This window comes from Methylorubrum suomiense (genome assembly GCF_022179765.1).
Lineage (GTDB): Bacteria > Pseudomonadota > Alphaproteobacteria > Rhizobiales > Beijerinckiaceae > Methylobacterium > Methylobacterium suomiense.
On the sequence record NZ_BPRE01000011.1, the window covers coordinates 128,458 to 146,577 of the forward strand.

Below are 18,120 nucleotides of genomic sequence, written 5' to 3' on the forward strand. Positions count from 1 at the left end.
ACGATCCTGCTGCCTCAGCATCCCCGACCCGGCACACCACCGATTGGCGCGTCGAGATCGCGGGCGCACCGAACGGCTCTCGTCGGGGCCGCGCCGCATTGTCGGAGGCCTCGTAATGCGGTGACGCATCTCCCCTACGCCGCCTGCCGGGTCGCCTGTCCGACAATCGGGAGCGGATCACGGCCGATCTCGGCGCGGTAGGTCGCGATCAGCTCTGCGGCACCGCGCAGGTGGCCGGGTTCGTCGCGGTAGCTGCCCGTGCCGGTCACCGGAGCGCCCTGCCAGCGGCGTTCGATGGCGGCCCGCTCCGGGGTCGCCCCGAAGCCGTCGAGAAACGCATCGACTGCCATCAGCAGACGGCATGAGGACGGGTGGTCGGCGACGGCGGCGGCATAGGACCAGGGGGCCGGGGCGATGTTGCCGGGCACGATCTCGATCCGTCCGCGCCAGGGACTGTCCGGATGGGTCGACGCCCAGTGCATGATCGGGGCATCGACCGCGAAGGCATCGACGATGCCGTCGGCCAGCGCGTCGTGAATCCGTCCCTGATCGGTCATCGGCACGAGGCTCGCGAGCGTCGCCACCCGGCGCCCCTTGGCGGCGCATGTATCGCCCCAGCGGATGCCGGCGGCGGTAAGCGTGGCGTAGGCGCTCGGATCGTTGATGACGCCGAGCGTCCGACCTTCAAGATCGGACAGGCTGCGGATGCGGGTATCGCCCGCCCGTCGCGCCAGGACGTAGTGCAGGTAGGTGTAGGCCTTCGAATAGGCGACGCCTGGGAAGGCTTCGCTCGGCGGCAGGGCCGACCAGACGATGTCGGCCGGCGCCTCGTTCGGGCTCATCCCGGCTTCCAGCAACTCCGTGCACTGGTCCCACGGGCATTCGACGAAATCGACGGCGACGCCGAGATGGCGGGCAAAGGCCTGAACGTACTCGACATCGAGGCCGAGGAGCGGGCCGCCCTCGCGCTGGCGGAAGGACAGACCCTTGAAGGCCGGTTCGATGGCGACCCGCAGGCGCCCGCGGGCCCGCACCGCGTCGAGCCGGTCAAAGCCGGGCGTCAGGCGGGCCAGGCCGTGGCGTGTCACGTCCGGCGCCGATCCGCTGCCAGCGGCCTCCAACCCCTCGACCGAGAGGTCCAGAGCCCGCCGGACCTTGGTCTCCGTCCGCTCGATGGAGGTCTGCATCGCGCCGAGCGCCTCGCCGATCGAGGCGTTGCTGGCGCTGATCGCGGCGAGTTCGCCCCCGACCCCCCCGAGCAGGGTTTCGATCCGGTCGGCCGTGGCGCGCACGGCCGAGCCGAGGCCGTCGAGCGCCCGGTCGGTCGAGATGCGAAGCGCCTGCAACTCGGCGCGGACATCGGTGAAATCGATGGTGGCGGCGACCTGACGCGCGCTCTCGCGCGTCTGATCGGCGAGTTCGCGCACCTCCGCCGCGACCACGGCGAAGCCGCGCCCGTGCTCACCGGCACGCGCCGCTTCGATGGTGGCGTTGAGCGAGAGCATGCGGATCGTCGCGCCGATGCGGTCGATGGCAGCCGCCGCGCGGGCCGCCTCCGCCGCCTTGGCGTCGATCCGCTCACCGATCCGCCCAATCTCGGCGGTGACGGTGTGCATCGCTTCGGCCACCGCCCCGGTCAACTCCTGGCGCAGCCGCTCGGCGGTGACGGCGGCGGTGTCGCGTCCGACATTGTCGCGCGTGGCGGCCAGCGACCGGTCGACGCCGTGGGTCTGGCGGCGAATCTCACGGGTGAAGTCTCCGGCCTGTCCGCTCGCCCGCAGGGCGTGGCGCAGCAAGAGGCCGACCCCCTCGAACGCTTCGGCGTCCGCCCCGGTCTCCACACTCCGCATCGTCGGCCGACCTCGTCGGGGCGATGGCTGCCCCGACAGCTATGGAAGCGCAGGCAAGGTTAAATTTCTGGAACCGACAGTAAGATTGTTCGGGTATCTTCTGAAAATCCAGTCGAACACCGGAATTTTGCAGATAAATAGAGCATCATGCTGAAAAGCGAGGCAGCGGCGTCCGGTTGCCGCCGTCAGGGTTTCGGCACGGTCTCCGAATGCCCGTAGGCCAGCCCCAGAATCCGTTGACGCAGGGCTTCAGCCCAGACCGGGCGGCTGCCGGCCCCGTCCTCGATCACCACCGTCGCGGTCATACCGGCCACCAGCGTGACCTCCGGCGGCACGCGGTCGATGCGGATGCGCACGGGCACGCGCTGCGCCAGCCGCACCCAGGTATAGACCGGATCGACATTCGGCAGTCCCTGCGTGCTCGGCGCGGCATTGGCCGTGGAGATGCCGAGGGTGAGGCTTTCCACGGTGCCGTGGAGGGGCGTCGCATAGCCCATCAGAGCCATTTCGGCGGCGGCGCCGACGCGGATATGGGCCATCTTCGTCTCCTCGAAGTAGCCGTCGATCCAGAAGGAATCGGTGTCGATCACCCGGGCGTTGGCGGTCCCTGTCGAGGCGAAGTCGCCGACCCGCAGGAGGAGGTTGGTGACGCGTCCGTTCACCGTCGAGCGAACCTGCGTGCGCTCGAGGTTCTTCTTGGCCTGGGCGAGCTGCGATTGCGCGGTCTCCAGGGCAGCCTCGGCGATCTTGGCGGTGCCGGCATATTGCTGCTTCTCCTCCACCGAGGTGGACACGGTGGAGAGCGCGGCCCGGCGGGCGGCCTGTGCCTGCTTGACCTGAAGATCGGCCTCCCGATTCTTGACCTCGGCTTCCGCCGAGGTGACCGAGACTTCGAAATCGAACGGATCGATGACGTAGAGCACGTCGCCGACCTTGACCTCCTGGTTGTCGACGACTTCCAAAGCGACGATCGACCCCGAAACCTGGGGCGCGATATTGGCCACCTGCACCCGCACCCGGCCGTCCCGTGTCCAGGGCGCGGTCACGTAGAACTGCCAGACCAGCCCGGCGGCGATCACGGCGAGGACGAGGATCGCGGCGGTGGCGGCGAGGCGCAGGACTTTGCCGAAGCGCCGACGCCGCCCGGCCCGCGGTTTCTCGGCCGAGCGCGCGGCCTCACGCGCGGCGCGGGGCTCGTCTTCGGGCGCCGCCTCCTCGACATCGGTCCGAGTCTGGTCATCGCTCTTCATAGCAGCACCACGACGAGGGCGAGGACGCAGACATAGATTCCAGCCTCCGCCAGCGGGGGATTGGCCACGAAACGCGCGAAGCGGATGCGGCGGAACAGGACGCGAAGCGCCACGAGAATCGCGAAGGCGACCAACGCGTCGAGGACGAAGGGCGAGACCAGAATGCCGCCGATGGTCAGGTCGTGATGCATGCCACCAAACTAGTTGCCCCACCGGTGAAATGAAGCGAGCAACGAGAGGCAGGCAGCATCACACGTGCTCGGACGATCTCGGCCCCGTCCGGATGCTGTCACCCGATTGAGCGGAAGCATCGATCCGCAAATTACACCTCTGACGATCCGGCCACCCTCGCGCCAGAGCCGGTAATGGCGAGAAGATCACGATTTAGCGCATCGCCCGCCAACGCGGACGATCGGGGCGCCATCCCATGACACAGTCACATCAGATCTGGCATGACGTCCATCCTGGCTGGTTCTCCAAGCCGTCGCCTGTCTGCGCAATGCGCTGACAGGCGTCCGCGCTCTTACATCCGGTATTTGCGGGGTGCCCTGCCTCTTGGCGCGAACTGCGCGGCGGTTTGACTGGCTTATCTCACCCACGCTCTTCATCCTGAGGCGCCGCGTGAGCGGCTCGAAGGCGGGGTCCAGAACGCTGAGCGATCTCTGGAACCCTTCTTCGAGACTTCGCTTTGCTCCGCACCGTGGGATGAAGGTGAGGATCAAAAAAAACAGCATCGCAATGGCTCGGTCTCGTTGAGCCGAGTCAAACAGCCGCTGAATTATCCCATCAGAAGCGCGTCGTGCCGCGGATGCCGATGGCTCGGCCCTCACCGATCGTCGCGCCCGTCAGAGTCTGGTCGATGCCGGTCAGGTACCGCCTGTCCAGCAAATTACGGGCGAAGAGGGTTATGGTACCCCGCTTCGTTTCATAGCCAATTTGTGCATTGAGCAAGAAAAACGAGTTGATGAATCGACTGCGCGTATTCATGAGATCTCCTGCGCTGTAGAATCCATCGGTGTATGAAGCATCGGTACTGACAAAGATGCCGGAATGATGCCGCCATGTCGCACCTGCGGCGAGAGTGACGGCGGGTGCTTCCGGAAACTGCTTACCCTGGAGATTTCCTACGGTCGTCAGAGCTTTTTCAAACTTGGTTCGAAGGAGGCCGATCGAGGAGAACAGCGTCAGCTCCTCGATCGGGCGAAAGCGCGTCTCAATCTCCGCACCGTACGCGTGGGATTGGCCCCCGTTCTGGGTGATGGTTTGTCCAGGGAAGCTTGGATTGTATGTCAAGATCTGCTGATTTGTGTAATCATAATAAAAGGCGTTAGCGTTCACATTCAGACGGTTGTCGAGCCAATTCGAGCGATAGGCGAGCTCGTAGGACCAAAGTGTCTCAGGCGCGATTTTGTTAATGACGGTGCTGCCGGCAACGGCTTCGGAGAACCCGGAACGAAAGCCCTCGGTTGCCGTGGCCGCTATGGTCTGCTGAGGTGACAGATCATAGGCGACGCCAAATTTCGGGAGGAAGACAGAGTTTTTAACAGATGACGATTCGTCCAAAGAGCCATAAGCTGCGCGCGGTATGCAATTAAGCATCATGCATGTTCCAATATTGATCATCGTCTCCGCTTCGTTGATCGCTTTCCCACGATATGTGCCCGAAACTTCCTCTTGGAGGATCCGCCCTCCGCCGATCAGCGTCCATTGATCGAGGAAACGATATCGAAGATCAGCATAGGCGGCGATCGATGTGGTCATGTTTTTCGCTGCCAGTTCCTGCACACTGGCGTTCGGTATGCCGTAGGGTGCCAGCGAGCTGGTCGTGAAAAGAGATGTAATGTCGTTGGTATAGCGTCCGGCGAAGACACCAACGACACCGGAGATCGCAGATCCGGGAGGATCGAAATTCAGCCGCAGATCTTGAGCAATGTCCTGACCCTCACGGGTATCCCTGCGCTCGAAGACAGATTTAGGGGGCGACGCAATGTCCAGGTGAGTGTGGGATAGCGTCGATAAGGATGTCACAATCCATCCTGGAGCTAAATCATAGGATATTTCTGCTGTGAAATTGTCGACGCGTGTATCCCGATACTCGGCGGAATAACCGATAGTCGGATTGAACCGGCGGGCGAAGAAATTCGGCCCGGTTACGAAGTTCCATCCGGGCTTGTCATGGGTATGACTAACACTGAACAGGGCAGTCAATCCGGGCAGTGCTTCTGGCTTGACTAGGAGTTTTCCTCTGATCTGTTCAAGTTCATCCCTGGCAAGATCGGCTACGGACGGCTCCGTATAGTGGATATTCTTTGTCTCACGCAAAACCTGCCCTGATACACGGACGGCAACTTGATCCGGTATGATCGGCGATGAGATCGCGAAGGCGCCTGCTCGTAACGATTGTGTGCCGGCGAAGCCGTCGACGATGATTTCGGGCGTCCATGTCGGATCCTTGGTCTTGATAAGCACGCTGCCGCCGAGGGAGTTCCGGCCCTGCAGCGTCGATTGTGGGCCGCGCAACACCTCGATCTGTTCGACGTCCCAAAGCCCGCGGCTGCCTCTGCGCATGGCCTCCACATTCTGGGCGGCGCCATCGATGATGACCGAGATGATCGGCGCGGCGCGACTCGGTGATGTGACGCCCTCTGCATTCAAACTCCGAATGGCGAAGCTGCTGTTCCCGGCTCCGGTCGGGAACGATCGGACATTGGCGAGCCGATTATAGGCACCGCTCACATCATAGGTATTGTAGTCTTTGAGGTCCTGATCGGTGACGACGCCGACGCTGGAATACGTGCGGAAGGTATCACGCGCGAACTTCTCACCTTGGACCGTGATCATGTCGAGGGTCACACCATCATCCGATGCAGGGCCGGCAGCGGCGATCGTGGTGGGGCGCTGGATGGCAACTGTCGATGCACCGGTGAAACGGTAGGTCAAATTGGTTTGGCGCAATAAGCGGGCGAGCGCCTGCGATGCCGGCATCCGGCCGACCACTGCGGGGGAGGTCAGATTGCCTCCGACCGCGCCGTCACCCACGACATCAATGTTGGTCACGCGCGAGAACGTTGTGATCGCTTGAGCGAGCGGTTGCGCGGGTATGGAGAAATCAAGTGAGGGAATGTCGGCATCGTTCTGGCTCCCCGAGGGAGCAGCTTGGGCCAGCGCACCGTGCCCGAAGCTACCGGCCAAGGCCGTTGACACGAGCAGCGAGACGATAGGTCGGGCGACGCGGCAGATCCCAGAGTGATGTGTCGACTGAACGTTGATGGCTGCGGTCGTCATTGCGTTCGAAGGCCCCCGGACCGTAGCGCCGGCATCTTCCGTGCGGCGTGGTCCTGGAGTCAGACAATCGAGCGCCGTCGATTTCTGAGGGCCGAGAAAAAAATCAGCTCGGTGCGAAGAGCAGCACCGTTTTGAATGGGCCATCGACCACGCGCAGGGGAATGGCTTGCGCGAGTTGCGACATGACGCCATCCAAACGATGCAGGTTCGCAATGAGCGTGACGGGTCGTGCGGCCAGGGCGCTGCTCATCAGAATGACGCGACCCTTTCGCCAGCGATTCAGCGTCTTGACCACAAGACCGAGAGGGGCTCGCGTGAAAACGAGACGTCCCTCGCGCCAAGCGAGATCGGCACGTGTCTCCGAGGGATGTGGATCTCCCATCATATCGACCTGATAGTCGATGGCCGTACCGGCAGTCAGCCGCGTCGTACGCTTATCGTGGAGCACTTCGACGCCATGTTCGGTCACGATGACGGTGGCGCGGTCGTCGTGCAGAGCGACTCCGAACGCCGTACCGAGGGCTGTGATCTGGCCGCGGCCGGCCGCCACGATGAAGGGACGCTGCGCATCCGGCGCGACGTTGAAGAATGCGTCTCCCTCATGCAGCTGCAATCTTCGCCGTTGTGTCGAATAGTCGAGGGACAAGGCAGATTTCGCGGCAAGGTCTACGGTCGATCCATCGGGCAGGGCGATGCTTCGACGCTCTCCGATGCCCGTATGAAAATCGGCGGTGGGATAATCGTTCAAAGACATCCAGCCAGCCAAGCCGAGACCAGCCCCCACGGCCGCCTTCCCGATGGTGCGTCTGCTGACCAGGGGGCGCACCCGCTGTGGTTTGGATAGGGACATCCCCATGGCTCCGTCCCACAAGCGGCCGACCTCGGCGTAGGCCACTGCGTGACGTTCGTCGCTCGTGAGCCAAGATTGAAGGGCGGCACGGTCCGCTTCCAAGGGGACGCCGTCGTTCATCTTGAGATACCAGAAGGCAGCTCGCTCAACGATCCTGGCGCGATCGTCGTCAATATCCATATCGTTCTGGGAGCGTTTCATGGGAGTTGTCAGGCAGTTCGGTACGATGTTCGCCGGACTAAGCGGACAAACGCTTCCATATCAGCCCATCACTCGCGGGCAGCGTCCAGTTGCAGCTGCATGCGTACCAAGATGCGCACCATATGACTGAACGCGGTCTTGCTTGAAATTCTTAGACGCTGGCCGATGGCTTCGTAAGTCAGGCCGTCAATCCGGGAGAGAATAAAAATCCTACGTTGCATGTCCGGTAGATCGTCTAAGACTTCGCAGATCAACGCCAGTTCCTGCCGGGAGAGAACGATGCGCTCGGGTGACGGCGCATCGTCCGGCAGGTTGGCCAAACTCGTGTCGGCATTGTCCGTGAAGGACAGGATCGATTCACGCCGATTATGGTTGATCGCAAGATTGGCAGCCGTACGGAACAAGTAAGCCCGTCCATCGGTGATCTGATGAGTTTTGACCGTCAAAAGTGCCAGAAATGCATCTTGCGTCAGATCTGCCGCCATCGCCGGTGAGGCGACGCGTCGGCGCAGGAAGCGCATCAGTTCCTTAGAGTGACTGCGGAAGAGACTTTGTACGTCCCACATCGTCTCCGGCTCAATACATGAATATCGTATTGCGGCATCAATATTTTATGTCGCTTCTTATAGAGTTATTGGATCTGTCGCAACGATAGAAAATCAGATTTATTCCAATTAAGAGATTCGCAGCGACATATATAGTCGCAGTATATTGGTTTGAGTGACGTGATGGAAGATCTACGCGCAATGCGTATCCTTGCGCATGAGGAGCAGTAACTATCAATTATCCTGATTTGTCGTATCAAACGATGTATGAATTCCCGGATCGAGATTTGTAAACAACGAAGATATCGCGCGAGTGCTTCGGGCGGTGATACTTACGCATGAGCAGTCGCCATGGGTCAGAAGTCTTCCCTCCTTCGTGACCCAGGCCTAACCGCCGACTTCGGTGCCCGGCAGCGAGAGGCGCCGGAAGAAGCGTCCGTGGCGTCGGATCACGCGCGAGGCCATGGCGAGATCGGTGGCCGCGCGGGCCAGCATCAGGCGGACATCGCGGGATTGGCCGCCCGCGGCCCGGATCAGGCTCGTAGCGGCGCTGTCGAGCGCGTCGCAGCGACCGGTGGCGAGTGCCTCGCGGGCCCGGCCGACCCGTTCGGTCAAGTCGCCGACATGGCGCAACTGGCGGAGCTGCGCGTGCGCGCGGGCGGCGGCGGCCTCCAACTGCGCAACGGCGAAGGCGTGATGCAGGCTCGCCCGGCGCACTGCGCCGCTGCCGGAGTTCCAGGCCGAGAATTGGAACAGCCGGTCGGCATTCAGGCTGGTGCGGGTGGTGGCGTCGCCCCCCTCCCCGGTCAGCGCCTCGGCGAGATCGCGCCGGGCCTCTTCGAGGGCGAAGGCCCGGTGCTGCGAGGCCGAGATCGGCAGGACGAGGCGCACCGTCAGGAACAGGATGATGGCCGCGATCACGACGAGCAGCGCATTCATCAGGAAGGTCTGCGGGTCGTAGCTCTGCGGGTTTTCCGGCGAGATCAGGACGGGGGTGAAGACCAGGGTGATGAAGCCCACCGTGAAGGTCGGCGGGTTAAGCGACAGGAAGCAGGCCAGGAACACCACCGGCGCCATAGCGATGGCGAGCAGCGGGAAGCCCTGGCTCCCGTTAAGGAAGACGAACAGGATCGTGCCGGCGCAGAGCGCGGCGAGCGGCATCCCGATCAGGACGCCGAGCGCGAATTTCCGCGGGTCGGGCGTCACCGAGGACAGCGCGCAGGTTGCCGCCACCTGCACCAGGGCGAAGGAGGTCTGGGGCAATCCGGCCAGAATGAAGAAGCCCGCCGTCACACCGAAGGCGATGGCGACGCGAAGGGCCGCGCGCAACGCCACCTGAAAGTCGCGATGCGTCGGCAGCGCCACGTTCCGCAGCGGCCGGTGCCCATCGCCGAGCGCCCGCAGGCCGTCTTCCGCGAAGGTCGCTGCGTTGGCGACATCGAGGGCCCGCTGCAACGCCATCACCTCGTCGATGGAGCGCTCGCCGCTGCGGAGAGCTTCGTCGACGAGATCCCGCAGACGGTCGCCATCGCGTTCCAGATCGGCCGCCGAGCGTCTGTCCGAGACCGTGCGCAGGGCCAGTGCATGGGCCTCGCGCACGATTCCCTGCGGTTGCGGGATGCGGGCCATGGCGGCGGCCAGCGCCCGGCTCGCCGCTGCCAGCACGTAGAGCGCGGCGATGGCGCTCCGCGCCCCCGCCGCCCGGTTCACGCCGTCGTCGAGTTCGCCCGCGATGGCGCTGGCATCCGCCCGCATCGGCGCGATCCGGCCGATCAGTGCCGCCGTCCGCTCCGGCCCGGGATCGCCATGGGTCAGCGCCTCGCGGGCGAATGCTCGGACCGTGGAGAAGGCCTCGGCCAAGCGGGGATTCAGGGCGTGCCACGTGCTCGGCGAGGCGAGGGCATCGTTGATGAAGGTGATCGCCACGATCGCCACCGCGATGGCGGCGATGCGCCCCACGGCGGCGTCGAACGTGGTCTGCGGCGCATCGATATGGGCGACGGCGATGATCGCCACGGTATAGCCGGAGAGCATCGCCCCGTAGGCCCGGGTGTCCTGAAGGAACTGGGCGACGAAGACACAGAGCCCCAGCCACAGCGCGAACCCGACGAGAAGAAGCACCCGGTCCTGCGCGAAGAGGGACATCAGGACGATGGCGACCACGCCGCCGACGAGCGTGCCGAGAAAACGATAGAACGCCTTCGACAGGGCCTGTCCGCGCTTCGGCTGGGCCAGGATCGCCACGCCGACGGCGGCCGAGGACGCGCTGTCGAGCTGGAGCCAGAAGGCGGCGTAGAGCGCGAGCATCATGGCGATCCAGATACGCAGCGCGAAGGCCCAGGCCGCCGGCTTCGGAACCCATCGGTCGAGCGCATCGACGAGACGCGCGCCGATGCCCGTTGCGCCGGCCTCCGCCCGGCTCATGGTCGCGGTCCATTCAGGAGGGTGGCGTCGCGAGCGAGCCCGGCCACCCGCGTCTGCCAGAGGCAGAGCAACGGCGCGACGCCGAGCTCGAGGACCAGGGCTGCCAGCATCGTCACCGAAGGCAGTCCGGTCAGCGCAAGGCCGAGGAGCCGGGCGAGGCCGCCGAGAACGACGACCAGGGTCAGAAACCGGAACAGGGTGGTCTTGTCTTCGATCCCCGGCACACAGGTGAGGAACAGGAATCCGATGCCGGTGAGCAGGCCGGACAAATAGCGGAAATCGCTGTCTGCCGAGACGTTCACCGCCGGGTTGGTGCCGATGCCGTCGATCCCAAACAGCACACCGTAGAGTCCGGCGGCGATCGGCAGGATCGCGGCGATCGCCACCGTGCGTTGGAGGGTGCGGCGCTCACGCTGCATGGTGTCGAGGCTCCCGGCTCGGACCGAACGGGCTCCCAACCCGGACGAATCGACTCCGGTTCACGCGCGACGGCCCCGCACGGGCGTCAGGCCGTCTTCTCCTTCAGGCGCTTGACGCACTTGCTGTAATATTGCGGCCATTTCGGCCCCTGTGCGGTCTTCTCGGCGGCCGTGAGGCCCCGCCACTCGGAGCCGCATTTCTTCTGGCGCTCGCGGGCGGCCGATTGTGCCACGCTCGGCTCCTTCGTCTCCTTCGCGGCCTCCTTGGCGGCCGAAGCGGCGGGCGCGGCCTGCGAAAGGACCGGCGTCAGCAGGAGCGGCGCGGCGAGCGCGACCGCGGCGAGGAGACGAAAGAGCATGGGGGACGACTCCGGTGGGCCGAGCCGGCGATCCCGCGGCCCGCGGGGCGCATCTCAGCCGTATTCAAGTTGAAAGAGCAAGCGCCCGCCCGGCTTGCTACGGCTCCATCGCTGCGCACTCGTTGCGTTAAGCGTGGCCGGAGCGCTTGAGCCCCGAGCCCGAACCGCGCTACGTCCTTCGGAATGGACGGGCATGGGCTCGTCGCGCGCCTCCCGACGCATCGGAAGGGAGGCCGCAATCCGGGATGCCAGCATGGCGGTGACGACGGCGCAGCCGATCGAGGTCCACACCTGGAGCACCCCGAACGGGTGGAAGATCCCGATCATGCTGGAGGAATGCGGCCTCCCCTACCGCATCGTGCCGGTCAATATCGGCAAGGGCGAGCAGATGGCGCCGGACTTCCTAGCGATCTCGCCCAACAACAAGATTCCGGCGATCGTCGATCCCGAAGGACCGGGCGGACAGCCGATCTCGGTCTTCGAGTCCGGGGCGATCCTACAATATCTCGGGCGGAAGACCGGCTGCCTCTATCCCACCGATGAGCGGGCCCGGGTCGCTGTGGACGAATGGCTGTTCTGGCAGGTCGGCGGCCTCGGACCGATGCTGGGGCAGGCCCACCATTTCCGCATCTACGCGCAGGAGAAGATTCCCTACGCCGTCGATCGCTTCACCGAAGAATCACGGCGTCTCTACGGCGTGCTCGACCGGCGCCTCGCGGGTCGCGACTATCTCGCCGACGCCTACTCGATCGCCGACATCGCCTGCCTGACTTGGGTGAAGTTCCACGAGAAGCAGGGTGTGGCGCTCGATACGTTGCCGAACGTCCGTCGTTGGCGCGATGCGTTGCTCAAGCGCCCGGCGGTGCAGCGGGGCTTCTCGGCAATTTGAAGCGCGATCCGCGAGAAGTGGGCGCCGGTTCAGCAAGTGAATGCGCGGCTCGGTGGTCGCGACAGCCGCCGGCCACGGATGCCATCGACCCGGATACCGAGTTCGGGCCGGCCGGTTTGGCGGTGCCGGCGGGCCGGCGCCTCTGCCGGGGGAAGACATCGCGCCGGCCCGTCGGTCTGCCCCGCTTTGGGGGGAGCAGCGGGGTCAGGGCGATATCCTGCGACGCAATTGATGCTGGAATGTTTCTCCTCTCCGAACCGTTGAGCAAAGTCCGGCGCTCGTCGGTTCCCTCCCCGTGTCTCGCTGAAGAGAGAGCGCTTTCGGGAGGATATGATGCGCCGATCATCGACGTTGGTCGCGGCCGGCCTCATCGGCTTGACCCTCGGCCCCGCCTTCGCCGAGCCGGACAAGGCCGCGGTGTTCGACTTCCAGTTCGCCCGCAATAGCCCGACCGAGCCGGACGAAGCGGAGCGGGCACGCCTGCGCCGGACAAGCGACACCCTGCGCACGTTGCTCGCCGAAAGCGGACGTTACCGCATCGTCTCGACCGATCCGGTTCGTGAGGACGTCAAGAAGAGCTCCGACCTGCGCGCCTGCAATGGCTGCGCCGACGATTTCGCCCGGAAGCTCGGCGCGGACGCGGCCATCACCGGCGAAGTTCAGAAGGTCTCGAACCTGATCCTCAACATCAACGTCTACGTGAAGCCGCTGAAGGAGGGTGCGCCCGAGCAGGCCTATAGTGTCGATCTGCGCGGCAACACCGACGAGTCCTTCGACCGGGGCATTCGCTACCTCGTGAAGAACCGCATGCTCGACGGTCGCTAGCGTTTCCGTTGAGCCCCGTTGGCCGTCGGACGCCGCATAAAAAGTTCGGCCTCCTAAGTCGTTGCCGGATCGACCGTTTGATCGATCTGTATCTTAGGGAGCACAATCATAAGAGCTTGGCCGCGCTTTTTCCGTCTTGACGCGCGATCAATACGGTCGCAACCTCCTTAGGTGCTTCGCGAGAGCAAGCATATCGGCCAAGAAACGGCGCTGTCCGCGCGCGGTTGCTTGGTGAAAGCTGGAGGAGACAGGGATGACTCCACCGCAGCAGGTAGCCGCTGTGACGGCCCGGGATTGAGTTCGGTCCCGGACTGAGCGGCCCACGACGAGCACCGGACGGAAGCGACTCCCTAGGGGCGCAGAAGCGGCCGACACGGCACGTCTTCGAACACGCATCAGCCCCACCTGCGGAGCGCTTCCGCCGCGGTTCGTCTTCCAATCGCGGTTTTCGTTTCGCCGTGCCGGCCCGAAGGGCCCGCGCGGTTCTCGTCGTGGAAAATGGCCCGACGGACGGTCCGCGCCGCGGGGCGCGGATCGCCGGGCCCGCGATCACCGTCCCGCCAGCAGCGGCGACCAAGTCGGGTCGGAGGCGTAGCTCGGGGTCGGCACCGGCTGCTCGACCTTGCCGGTGATGTCGACCATGTAGAGCTTGCCGCCGCCCTGGCCGCCGGGGTCGCGGAAGAACATCACGTATTGCCCGTTGGGCGCGAAGGTCGGGCTCTCGTTGTGGAAGCCTTCGGTGAGCACCCGCTCGCCCGACCCGTCGGGCTTCATCACGCAGATGGCGAAGCCGCCCTTGCGCTGGCGCGTGAAGGCGATGAGGTCGCCCCGCGGCGACCACGCCGGCTGCGAGGCCGAGCCCTCGCCGAACGAGATGCGGCGCGGATTCGAGCCGTCGGCGCCCATCACGTAGATCTGCTGCGAGCCGCCGCGATCCGATTCGAACACGATCTGGCTGCCGTCGGGCGAATAGGTGGGCGAGGTGTCGATGGCCAGCCCCTGCGTGATCGGCTTCTGCGCCTTCGAGGCCAGATCGACGGTGACGATGTCGGCATTGCCACCCTGCTGCACGCTCATCACAAGGCGGCGCCCGTCCGGCGAGAAGCGCGGGCTGGCGCTCATGGACGCGAAATTGCCGACCGTCTGGCGCTGGCCGGTTTCGAGGTCGATCATTTGCACCTTGGGCTGCTGGCCGGTCGCCTGGGTCATGAAGGCGATGTCCTGGCCGGCGGGCGAGTAGCGCGGCGCCACCACGGCGACATCGCCGCCACCGGTCAGCGCCCGGACATTGGCGCCGTCCTGGTCCATCACCATCAGCCGTTTGCGGCGGTTCTCCTTCGGCCCCGACTCGTCGACGAAGGCGACCCGGCTGTCGAACCAGGGGCCGAGGCCGGTGATCTTGGTGTAGACCGCGTCGGAGACGAGGTGACCGGTGCGGCGCGCATTGGCGACGTCGGTCCCGTATTGCTGGCCGGCCATCTGCTGGCCCGAGGCCACGTCCCAGAGACGGAAGGCGACGGTGAGTCGTCCCGAACCGTCGCGCCCGACCCGACCGGTGACCAGCGCTTGGACCCCGGCGCCCTTCCAGGCCTCGAAGTTCGGGGCGGCGTCGAAGCTCGGCGACTCGGGGAAACGGGCTTTCTCCAACGGTGTGAAATAGCCCGAGCGGCGCAGGTTGTTCGTGATGACGCTCGCCACCAGCGTGCCGAGGCTCGCGTCGCCCGCGAAATCCGCCACCGCGATCGGCATCGGCTGAAAGGCGCCGCTGCCAATGCGGAGCTGGAGCTGGGCATGGGCCGGCGTCGCGGCGGGCAGCGCCAGGGCGAGAACGCCGAGGGCCGCCGAGAGCGCCGGCAGGAGGGCGCGCCGGGTGAAGGCTGTTCCAGGCATGGGAAGTCGTCCGGAGGCTCGCTGGGAAACGGAAGGCGCCGAACCCGTCGGATCAGACGGGGGAGAACTCGAACTCGGCGTTGATGGCTTTCCAGTCGTTGTAATAGGGCGCGTACTGGGCCGGGATCTTGTAGGGCGCGCAACGCCGCACCGCGCGCAACGCGGCCTGGGCGATCGACTGGTCGACGGCGTTGGCGCCGCCGCGCATGATCCGCGGCTCGTTGGTGAGCGAGCCATCGGGGTTCAGGCGGATGTCGAGCATCGGCAGAACCACGCCCTGCGCCGCGCCGGGCGGCGCCGAGTAGCACCGCTCGATCTGCTGCTGCAGCATGCCGACGAGGGCATCGCGGAGCGACGGCGACAGCTTCTGCGAGGTGCCGCTCGCCGCGCCCAAAGAGGCGGTGCGCTGCACTTCGCGACCGGTCGAGCCGGTCGATTGCGAGGCCGCGTGCGAGGCCAGCGTCTGGCGGATATCGCCCGCATTGAACTTGTTGGCGAGTTCGGCCTGCTGGCGCGCCTTGGCCTCTGCGTCGGCCTTCGCTCTTGCGTCCGCCACCGCTTTCGCCCTGGCTTTCGCAGCCGCCTCGGCCTTGGCCTTGGCATCGGCCTCCGCCTTCGCCGCGGCGTCCGCCTTGGCCTTGGCATCGGCGAGCTGCTTCTGATGCTCGGCCTCGCGGGCCTTGGCTTCCGCCTCGGCCTTCGCCTGCGCTTCGGCTTTGGCCTGGGCTTCAGCCTTCGCTTCGGCCCTGGCCTTCGCGTCGGCCTTGGCCTTGGCCTCGGCCTTCGCTTCAGCCTTGGCTTTCGCTTCCGCCTTCGCGGCAGCTTCCGCCTCGGCCTGCTCGCGCTCGATCAGTTTCTGCAATTCCTCGCGCTTCTCGGCCTCGGCCTTGGCGGCGGCCTTGGCCGCTTCCGCCTTGGCCGCTGCGTCGGCCTTGGCGCGAGCTTCCGCCTTGGCCTTCGCCTCCGCCGCCTTGGCGGCTTCGGCTTTGGCCGCCTCGGCCTTGGCGGCGGCGGCCTTGGCGGCGGCCGCTTCGGCCTCCTCCTTCACCGGATCGGCGGTGTCGGCACGCAGGGGAATCGCATCGACGGAGGCGACCTTCATGTCCGCGGTCCGGGTCGGCGCGGCGGGCGCATCGACCTTCGCGTTCTCCGGTTCGCGCTCCTCGATCTTCTCCGAGACCCGCTCGGCACGATTGGGCGTGTTCTCCGGCTTCTCGGCGTCGCGCTGCCCGCGCGTCATCTGCGAGAATTCCTGCTCGGTCATCACCTCGACCGGCACGCCTTCCTGGGCGTCGGGCAGGGCCGGGGCGGCCACCGCGAACAGGGCGACGCCCAGCACCGCGGCATGGGCGGCGCCGGAGATCCAGACGCCCGGTTCCTTCCGGTCGAAGTCTTTCAGGGGCCAGCGCAGAGCCACGGGTCCGCGAACTCCCTTAATTGTCGGGCTCGGTGACGAGGGCGACCTTCTTGAAGCCGCCGCCGGTCACGATCGCCATCACCTGCGCGACGCGGCCGTAATCGACCCGCTTGTCGCCGCGCACGAACACGCGGTCCTCGGTGCCGGATTTCGCCGACTGCATCAGCTGGGGCACGATATCGTCGTCGCGCAGCTCCGCCTCGCCGAGATAGACCTCGCCGGTACGGCGGATCGAGAGGGTGATCGGCTTGACGTCGGAATTGAGGGGGCTCGCCTTCGATTGCGGCAGATCGAGGGGAACCCCGACGGTCATCATCGGCGCGGCCACCATGAAGACGATGAGCAGCACCAGCACGACGTCGATGAACGGCGTCATGTTGATTTCGTTGATGGCGCCGGCTCCGCGCCGTCCGCGACGGCGGCGCTTGCTGCCACCCTTCGCCGCGCCGTGCGTCATGGACATGGGATCGGTTCCTGTCGTCGGACGAGATCAGGCGGCGAGCGACATGCGCTCGTCGATCTGGCGGGACAGGATCGCCGAGAACTCGTCGGCGAAGCCCTCGAGCCGCGATTGCGACTTGGCGACCGAGGCCTGGAGCTTGTTGTAGGCGAGCACCGCCGGGATCGCCGCGAACAGCCCGATGGCGGTGGCGAACAGTGCCTCGGCAATACCCGGCGCCACGACGGCGAGAGAGGTGTTCTTGGAGGCCGCGATCGAGGTAAAGGCCGTCATGATGCCCCACACCGTTCCGAACAGGCCGATATATGGACCGGCCGAACCGATCGAGGCGAGGAACAGCAGCCGCGAATCGAGCCGCTCGACTTCGCGCTGGATCGTCACGTCGAGCACCTTGTCGATTCGCTGGGACAAGGAATGGATCTGGCGGCCCGATCCTTCGAAGGAGCGCTTCCATTCCCGCATCGCGGCCACGAACAGGGCGCCGAGGCCGGTCGGCTGGCGGTCGTTGAACGAGCGGTAGAGTTCCTCCAGCGAGCGACCCGACCAGAACGCCTCCTCGAAGGCGTCCATCTCGGCCTCGACCCGCCGGAACAGCAGCGTCTTGTCGACGATGATCGACCAGCACCAGATCGAGGCGCCGAGCAGCCCCACCATCACGATCTTGACGACGAAATGGGCCTGCCAGAACAGGCCGAACAGGCTCATGTCCACGGCGGGGGCGGCCTGCATGGCATCGGCTGGAGTCATGAGATCCCTCGCGTCGTCAGGGCTGCGCCGCTGCGCGCCGATGAGCCCGACCGATCCGTTAAGCGATGATGATTGAGATCACTCGTGAATCTGTCGAAAGTAAGGGTTGCGTCGCGCCCCGATCAGGGTTCGACGGCTCCCCTTCGCAAGGGACGTTTAAGCACCCGTCAGGGTTAACGATCGGTTGCGATGGTGCGGTGCGTTCGCGAAAGCGCAGCGCGCAACCCGTCCGGCAGCCGGATCGCCCGGCCGTCGCGGACGCAGGCGACGACGACCTCGGCGCGCACCAGCACCTCCTCGCCGCGGCGCACCTCCTGCGCGAGATGCATGGACGCTCCGCGCAATTCGCTCGACCACGTCACCACGTCGATCAGGTCGTCCATCCGGGCGGGCTTAAGGAAGTCGAGGCTCATCTTGCGAACGACGAAGACGATCCCGGCGCCCTCCTGATGCATCGCCGACTGGTCACCGGCGAGGCTGCGCAGGAGTTCGGTGCGTCCGCGCTCCATGAAGCGCAGGTAGCTCGCATGGTAGACGAAACCGGAGAAGTCGGTGTCCTCGTAATAGACGCGCAGCGGTAGGCGGTGGCTGCCGTCGGCGAGGGTGCCGGTCAGGGTCATGGGCTCACGCAACGGACTTCGGGGATCGGGGCCATGTTTCGATCGGCCATGAAGCCCCACTGTAGTTCAAGAACCGATCGCCCGCCGCT

General features: G+C 65.4%; 16 protein-coding genes. 2 read left to right on the top strand and 14 right to left on the bottom strand.

Annotation, left to right across the window (positions count from 1 at the left end; genetic code table 11):
- Positions 1-134: 134 nt before the first annotated feature.
- From MFF26_RS17760 to MFF26_RS17800, 9 genes are all read right to left on the bottom strand, one after another.
- Positions 135-1,850: a methyl-accepting chemotaxis protein gene (locus MFF26_RS17760; protein ID WP_137827185.1), complete on the bottom strand. Its 1,716-nt coding sequence runs from the start codon at positions 1,848-1,850 to the stop codon at positions 135-137.
- Between the two features lie 185 nt (positions 1,851-2,035).
- A complete protein-coding gene (locus MFF26_RS17765) occupies positions 2,036-3,100 on the bottom strand; it encodes an HlyD family secretion protein (protein ID WP_238308266.1) in 1,065 nt (354 codons plus the stop codon).
- The gene (locus tag MFF26_RS17770; RefSeq protein ID WP_137827187.1) at positions 3,097-3,291 is read right to left on the bottom strand and encodes a DUF1656 domain-containing protein; all 195 of its coding nucleotides are present in this window, start codon (positions 3,289-3,291) and stop codon (positions 3,097-3,099) included. The genes MFF26_RS17765 and MFF26_RS17770 overlap by 4 nt, the downstream gene beginning before the upstream one ends.
- A 595-nt stretch (positions 3,292-3,886) precedes the next feature.
- On the bottom strand, positions 3,887-6,385 hold the full coding sequence (locus tag MFF26_RS17775; protein WP_238308267.1) for a TonB-dependent receptor: 2,499 nt from the start codon (positions 6,383-6,385) through the stop codon (positions 3,887-3,889).
- A gap of 103 nt (positions 6,386-6,488) precedes the next feature.
- On the bottom strand, positions 6,489-7,436 hold the full coding sequence (locus tag MFF26_RS17780) for a FecR family protein (protein ID WP_137827189.1): 948 nt from the start codon (positions 7,434-7,436) through the stop codon (positions 6,489-6,491).
- 68 nt (positions 7,437-7,504) lie between these two features.
- On the bottom strand, positions 7,505-8,002 hold the full coding sequence (locus MFF26_RS17785) for an RNA polymerase sigma factor (RefSeq protein WP_137827190.1): 498 nt from the start codon (positions 8,000-8,002) through the stop codon (positions 7,505-7,507).
- Positions 8,003-8,368: 366 nt separating this feature from the next.
- Positions 8,369-10,405 carry an FUSC family protein gene (locus MFF26_RS17790; protein ID WP_137827191.1) on the bottom strand — a complete coding sequence of 679 codons (2,037 nt, stop codon included), beginning with the start codon at positions 10,403-10,405 and terminating at the stop codon, positions 8,369-8,371.
- Positions 10,402-10,824 (bottom strand): DUF4345 domain-containing protein, encoded by a 423-nt coding sequence (locus tag MFF26_RS17795; protein WP_137827192.1) that lies wholly within the window; start codon positions 10,822-10,824, stop codon positions 10,402-10,404. The genes MFF26_RS17790 and MFF26_RS17795 overlap by 4 nt, the downstream gene beginning before the upstream one ends.
- An 86-nt stretch (positions 10,825-10,910) precedes the next feature.
- The gene (locus tag MFF26_RS17800; protein WP_137827193.1) at positions 10,911-11,183 is read right to left on the bottom strand and encodes a hypothetical protein; all 273 of its coding nucleotides are present in this window, start codon (positions 11,181-11,183) and stop codon (positions 10,911-10,913) included.
- A 253-nt stretch (positions 11,184-11,436) separates the two neighbouring features.
- Between MFF26_RS17800 and MFF26_RS17805 the strand changes: the two genes are divergently transcribed.
- Positions 11,437-12,072 (top strand): glutathione S-transferase family protein, encoded by a 636-nt coding sequence (locus tag MFF26_RS17805; RefSeq protein ID WP_137827194.1) that lies wholly within the window; start codon positions 11,437-11,439, stop codon positions 12,070-12,072.
- Positions 12,073-12,405: 333 nt separating this feature from the next.
- Entirely contained in the window at positions 12,406-12,897 is a 492-nt protein-coding gene (locus MFF26_RS17810; RefSeq protein ID WP_171015357.1) for a DUF3280 domain-containing protein, read from the top strand.
- Between the two features lie 549 nt (positions 12,898-13,446).
- Here the strand turns inward: MFF26_RS17810 and tolB are convergent.
- The 5 genes from tolB to ybgC form a co-directional block, all read right to left on the bottom strand.
- Positions 13,447-14,787 (bottom strand): Tol-Pal system beta propeller repeat protein TolB, encoded by a 1,341-nt coding sequence (gene tolB, locus MFF26_RS17815; protein ID WP_137827196.1) that lies wholly within the window; start codon positions 14,785-14,787, stop codon positions 13,447-13,449.
- A 52-nt stretch (positions 14,788-14,839) separates the two neighbouring features.
- The gene (tolA, locus tag MFF26_RS17820) at positions 14,840-16,204 is read right to left on the bottom strand and encodes a cell envelope integrity protein TolA (RefSeq protein WP_137827197.1); all 1,365 of its coding nucleotides are present in this window, start codon (positions 16,202-16,204) and stop codon (positions 14,840-14,842) included.
- 16 nt (positions 16,205-16,220) lie between these two features.
- Positions 16,221-16,667 carry an ExbD/TolR family protein gene (locus MFF26_RS17825; RefSeq protein WP_137827198.1) on the bottom strand — a complete coding sequence of 149 codons (447 nt, stop codon included), beginning with the start codon at positions 16,665-16,667 and terminating at the stop codon, positions 16,221-16,223.
- Between the two features lie 27 nt (positions 16,668-16,694).
- A complete protein-coding gene (gene tolQ, locus MFF26_RS17830) occupies positions 16,695-17,411 on the bottom strand; it encodes a protein TolQ (RefSeq protein WP_137827199.1) in 717 nt (238 codons plus the stop codon).
- Between the two features lie 173 nt (positions 17,412-17,584).
- Positions 17,585-18,031, bottom strand: a complete 447-nt coding sequence (gene ybgC, locus MFF26_RS17835; protein ID WP_137827412.1) for a tol-pal system-associated acyl-CoA thioesterase — start codon at positions 18,029-18,031, stop codon at positions 17,585-17,587.
- Positions 18,032-18,120 lie beyond the last annotated feature (89 nt).

What these genes read in the sequence shown, in the direction of transcription:
- MFF26_RS17825 (WP_137827198.1), bottom strand. Translation starts at nt 16,667, where the DNA reads ATGTCCATGACGCACGGCGCGGCGAAGGGTGGCAGCAAGCGCCGCCGT.
- MFF26_RS17790 (WP_137827191.1), bottom strand. Translation starts at nt 10,405, where the DNA reads ATGAGCCGGGCGGAGGCCGGCGCAACGGGCATCGGCGCGCGTCTCGTC.
- ybgC (WP_137827412.1), bottom strand. Translation starts at nt 18,031, where the DNA reads ATGACCCTGACCGGCACCCTCGCCGACGGCAGCCACCGCCTACCGCTG.
- tolQ (WP_137827199.1), bottom strand. Translation starts at nt 17,411, where the DNA reads ATGACTCCAGCCGATGCCATGCAGGCCGCCCCCGCCGTGGACATGAGC.
- MFF26_RS17795 (WP_137827192.1), bottom strand. Translation starts at nt 10,824, where the DNA reads ATGCAGCGTGAGCGCCGCACCCTCCAACGCACGGTGGCGATCGCCGCG.
- MFF26_RS17765 (WP_238308266.1), bottom strand. Translation starts at nt 3,100, where the DNA reads ATGAAGAGCGATGACCAGACTCGGACCGATGTCGAGGAGGCGGCGCCC.
- tolB (WP_137827196.1), bottom strand. Translation starts at nt 14,787, where the DNA reads ATGCCTGGAACAGCCTTCACCCGGCGCGCCCTCCTGCCGGCGCTCTCG.
- MFF26_RS17810 (WP_171015357.1), top strand. Translation starts at nt 12,406, where the DNA reads ATGCGCCGATCATCGACGTTGGTCGCGGCCGGCCTCATCGGCTTGACC.
- MFF26_RS17770 (WP_137827187.1), bottom strand. Translation starts at nt 3,291, where the DNA reads ATGCATCACGACCTGACCATCGGCGGCATTCTGGTCTCGCCCTTCGTC.
- MFF26_RS17785 (WP_137827190.1), bottom strand. Translation starts at nt 8,002, where the DNA reads ATGTGGGACGTACAAAGTCTCTTCCGCAGTCACTCTAAGGAACTGATG.
- MFF26_RS17805 (WP_137827194.1), top strand. Translation starts at nt 11,437, where the DNA reads ATGGCGGTGACGACGGCGCAGCCGATCGAGGTCCACACCTGGAGCACC.
- MFF26_RS17780 (WP_137827189.1), bottom strand. Translation starts at nt 7,436, where the DNA reads ATGAAACGCTCCCAGAACGATATGGATATTGACGACGATCGCGCCAGG.
- MFF26_RS17760 (WP_137827185.1), bottom strand. Translation starts at nt 1,850, where the DNA reads ATGCGGAGTGTGGAGACCGGGGCGGACGCCGAAGCGTTCGAGGGGGTC.
- MFF26_RS17800 (WP_137827193.1), bottom strand. Translation starts at nt 11,183, where the DNA reads ATGCTCTTTCGTCTCCTCGCCGCGGTCGCGCTCGCCGCGCCGCTCCTG.
- MFF26_RS17775 (WP_238308267.1), bottom strand. Translation starts at nt 6,385, where the DNA reads ATGACGACCGCAGCCATCAACGTTCAGTCGACACATCACTCTGGGATC.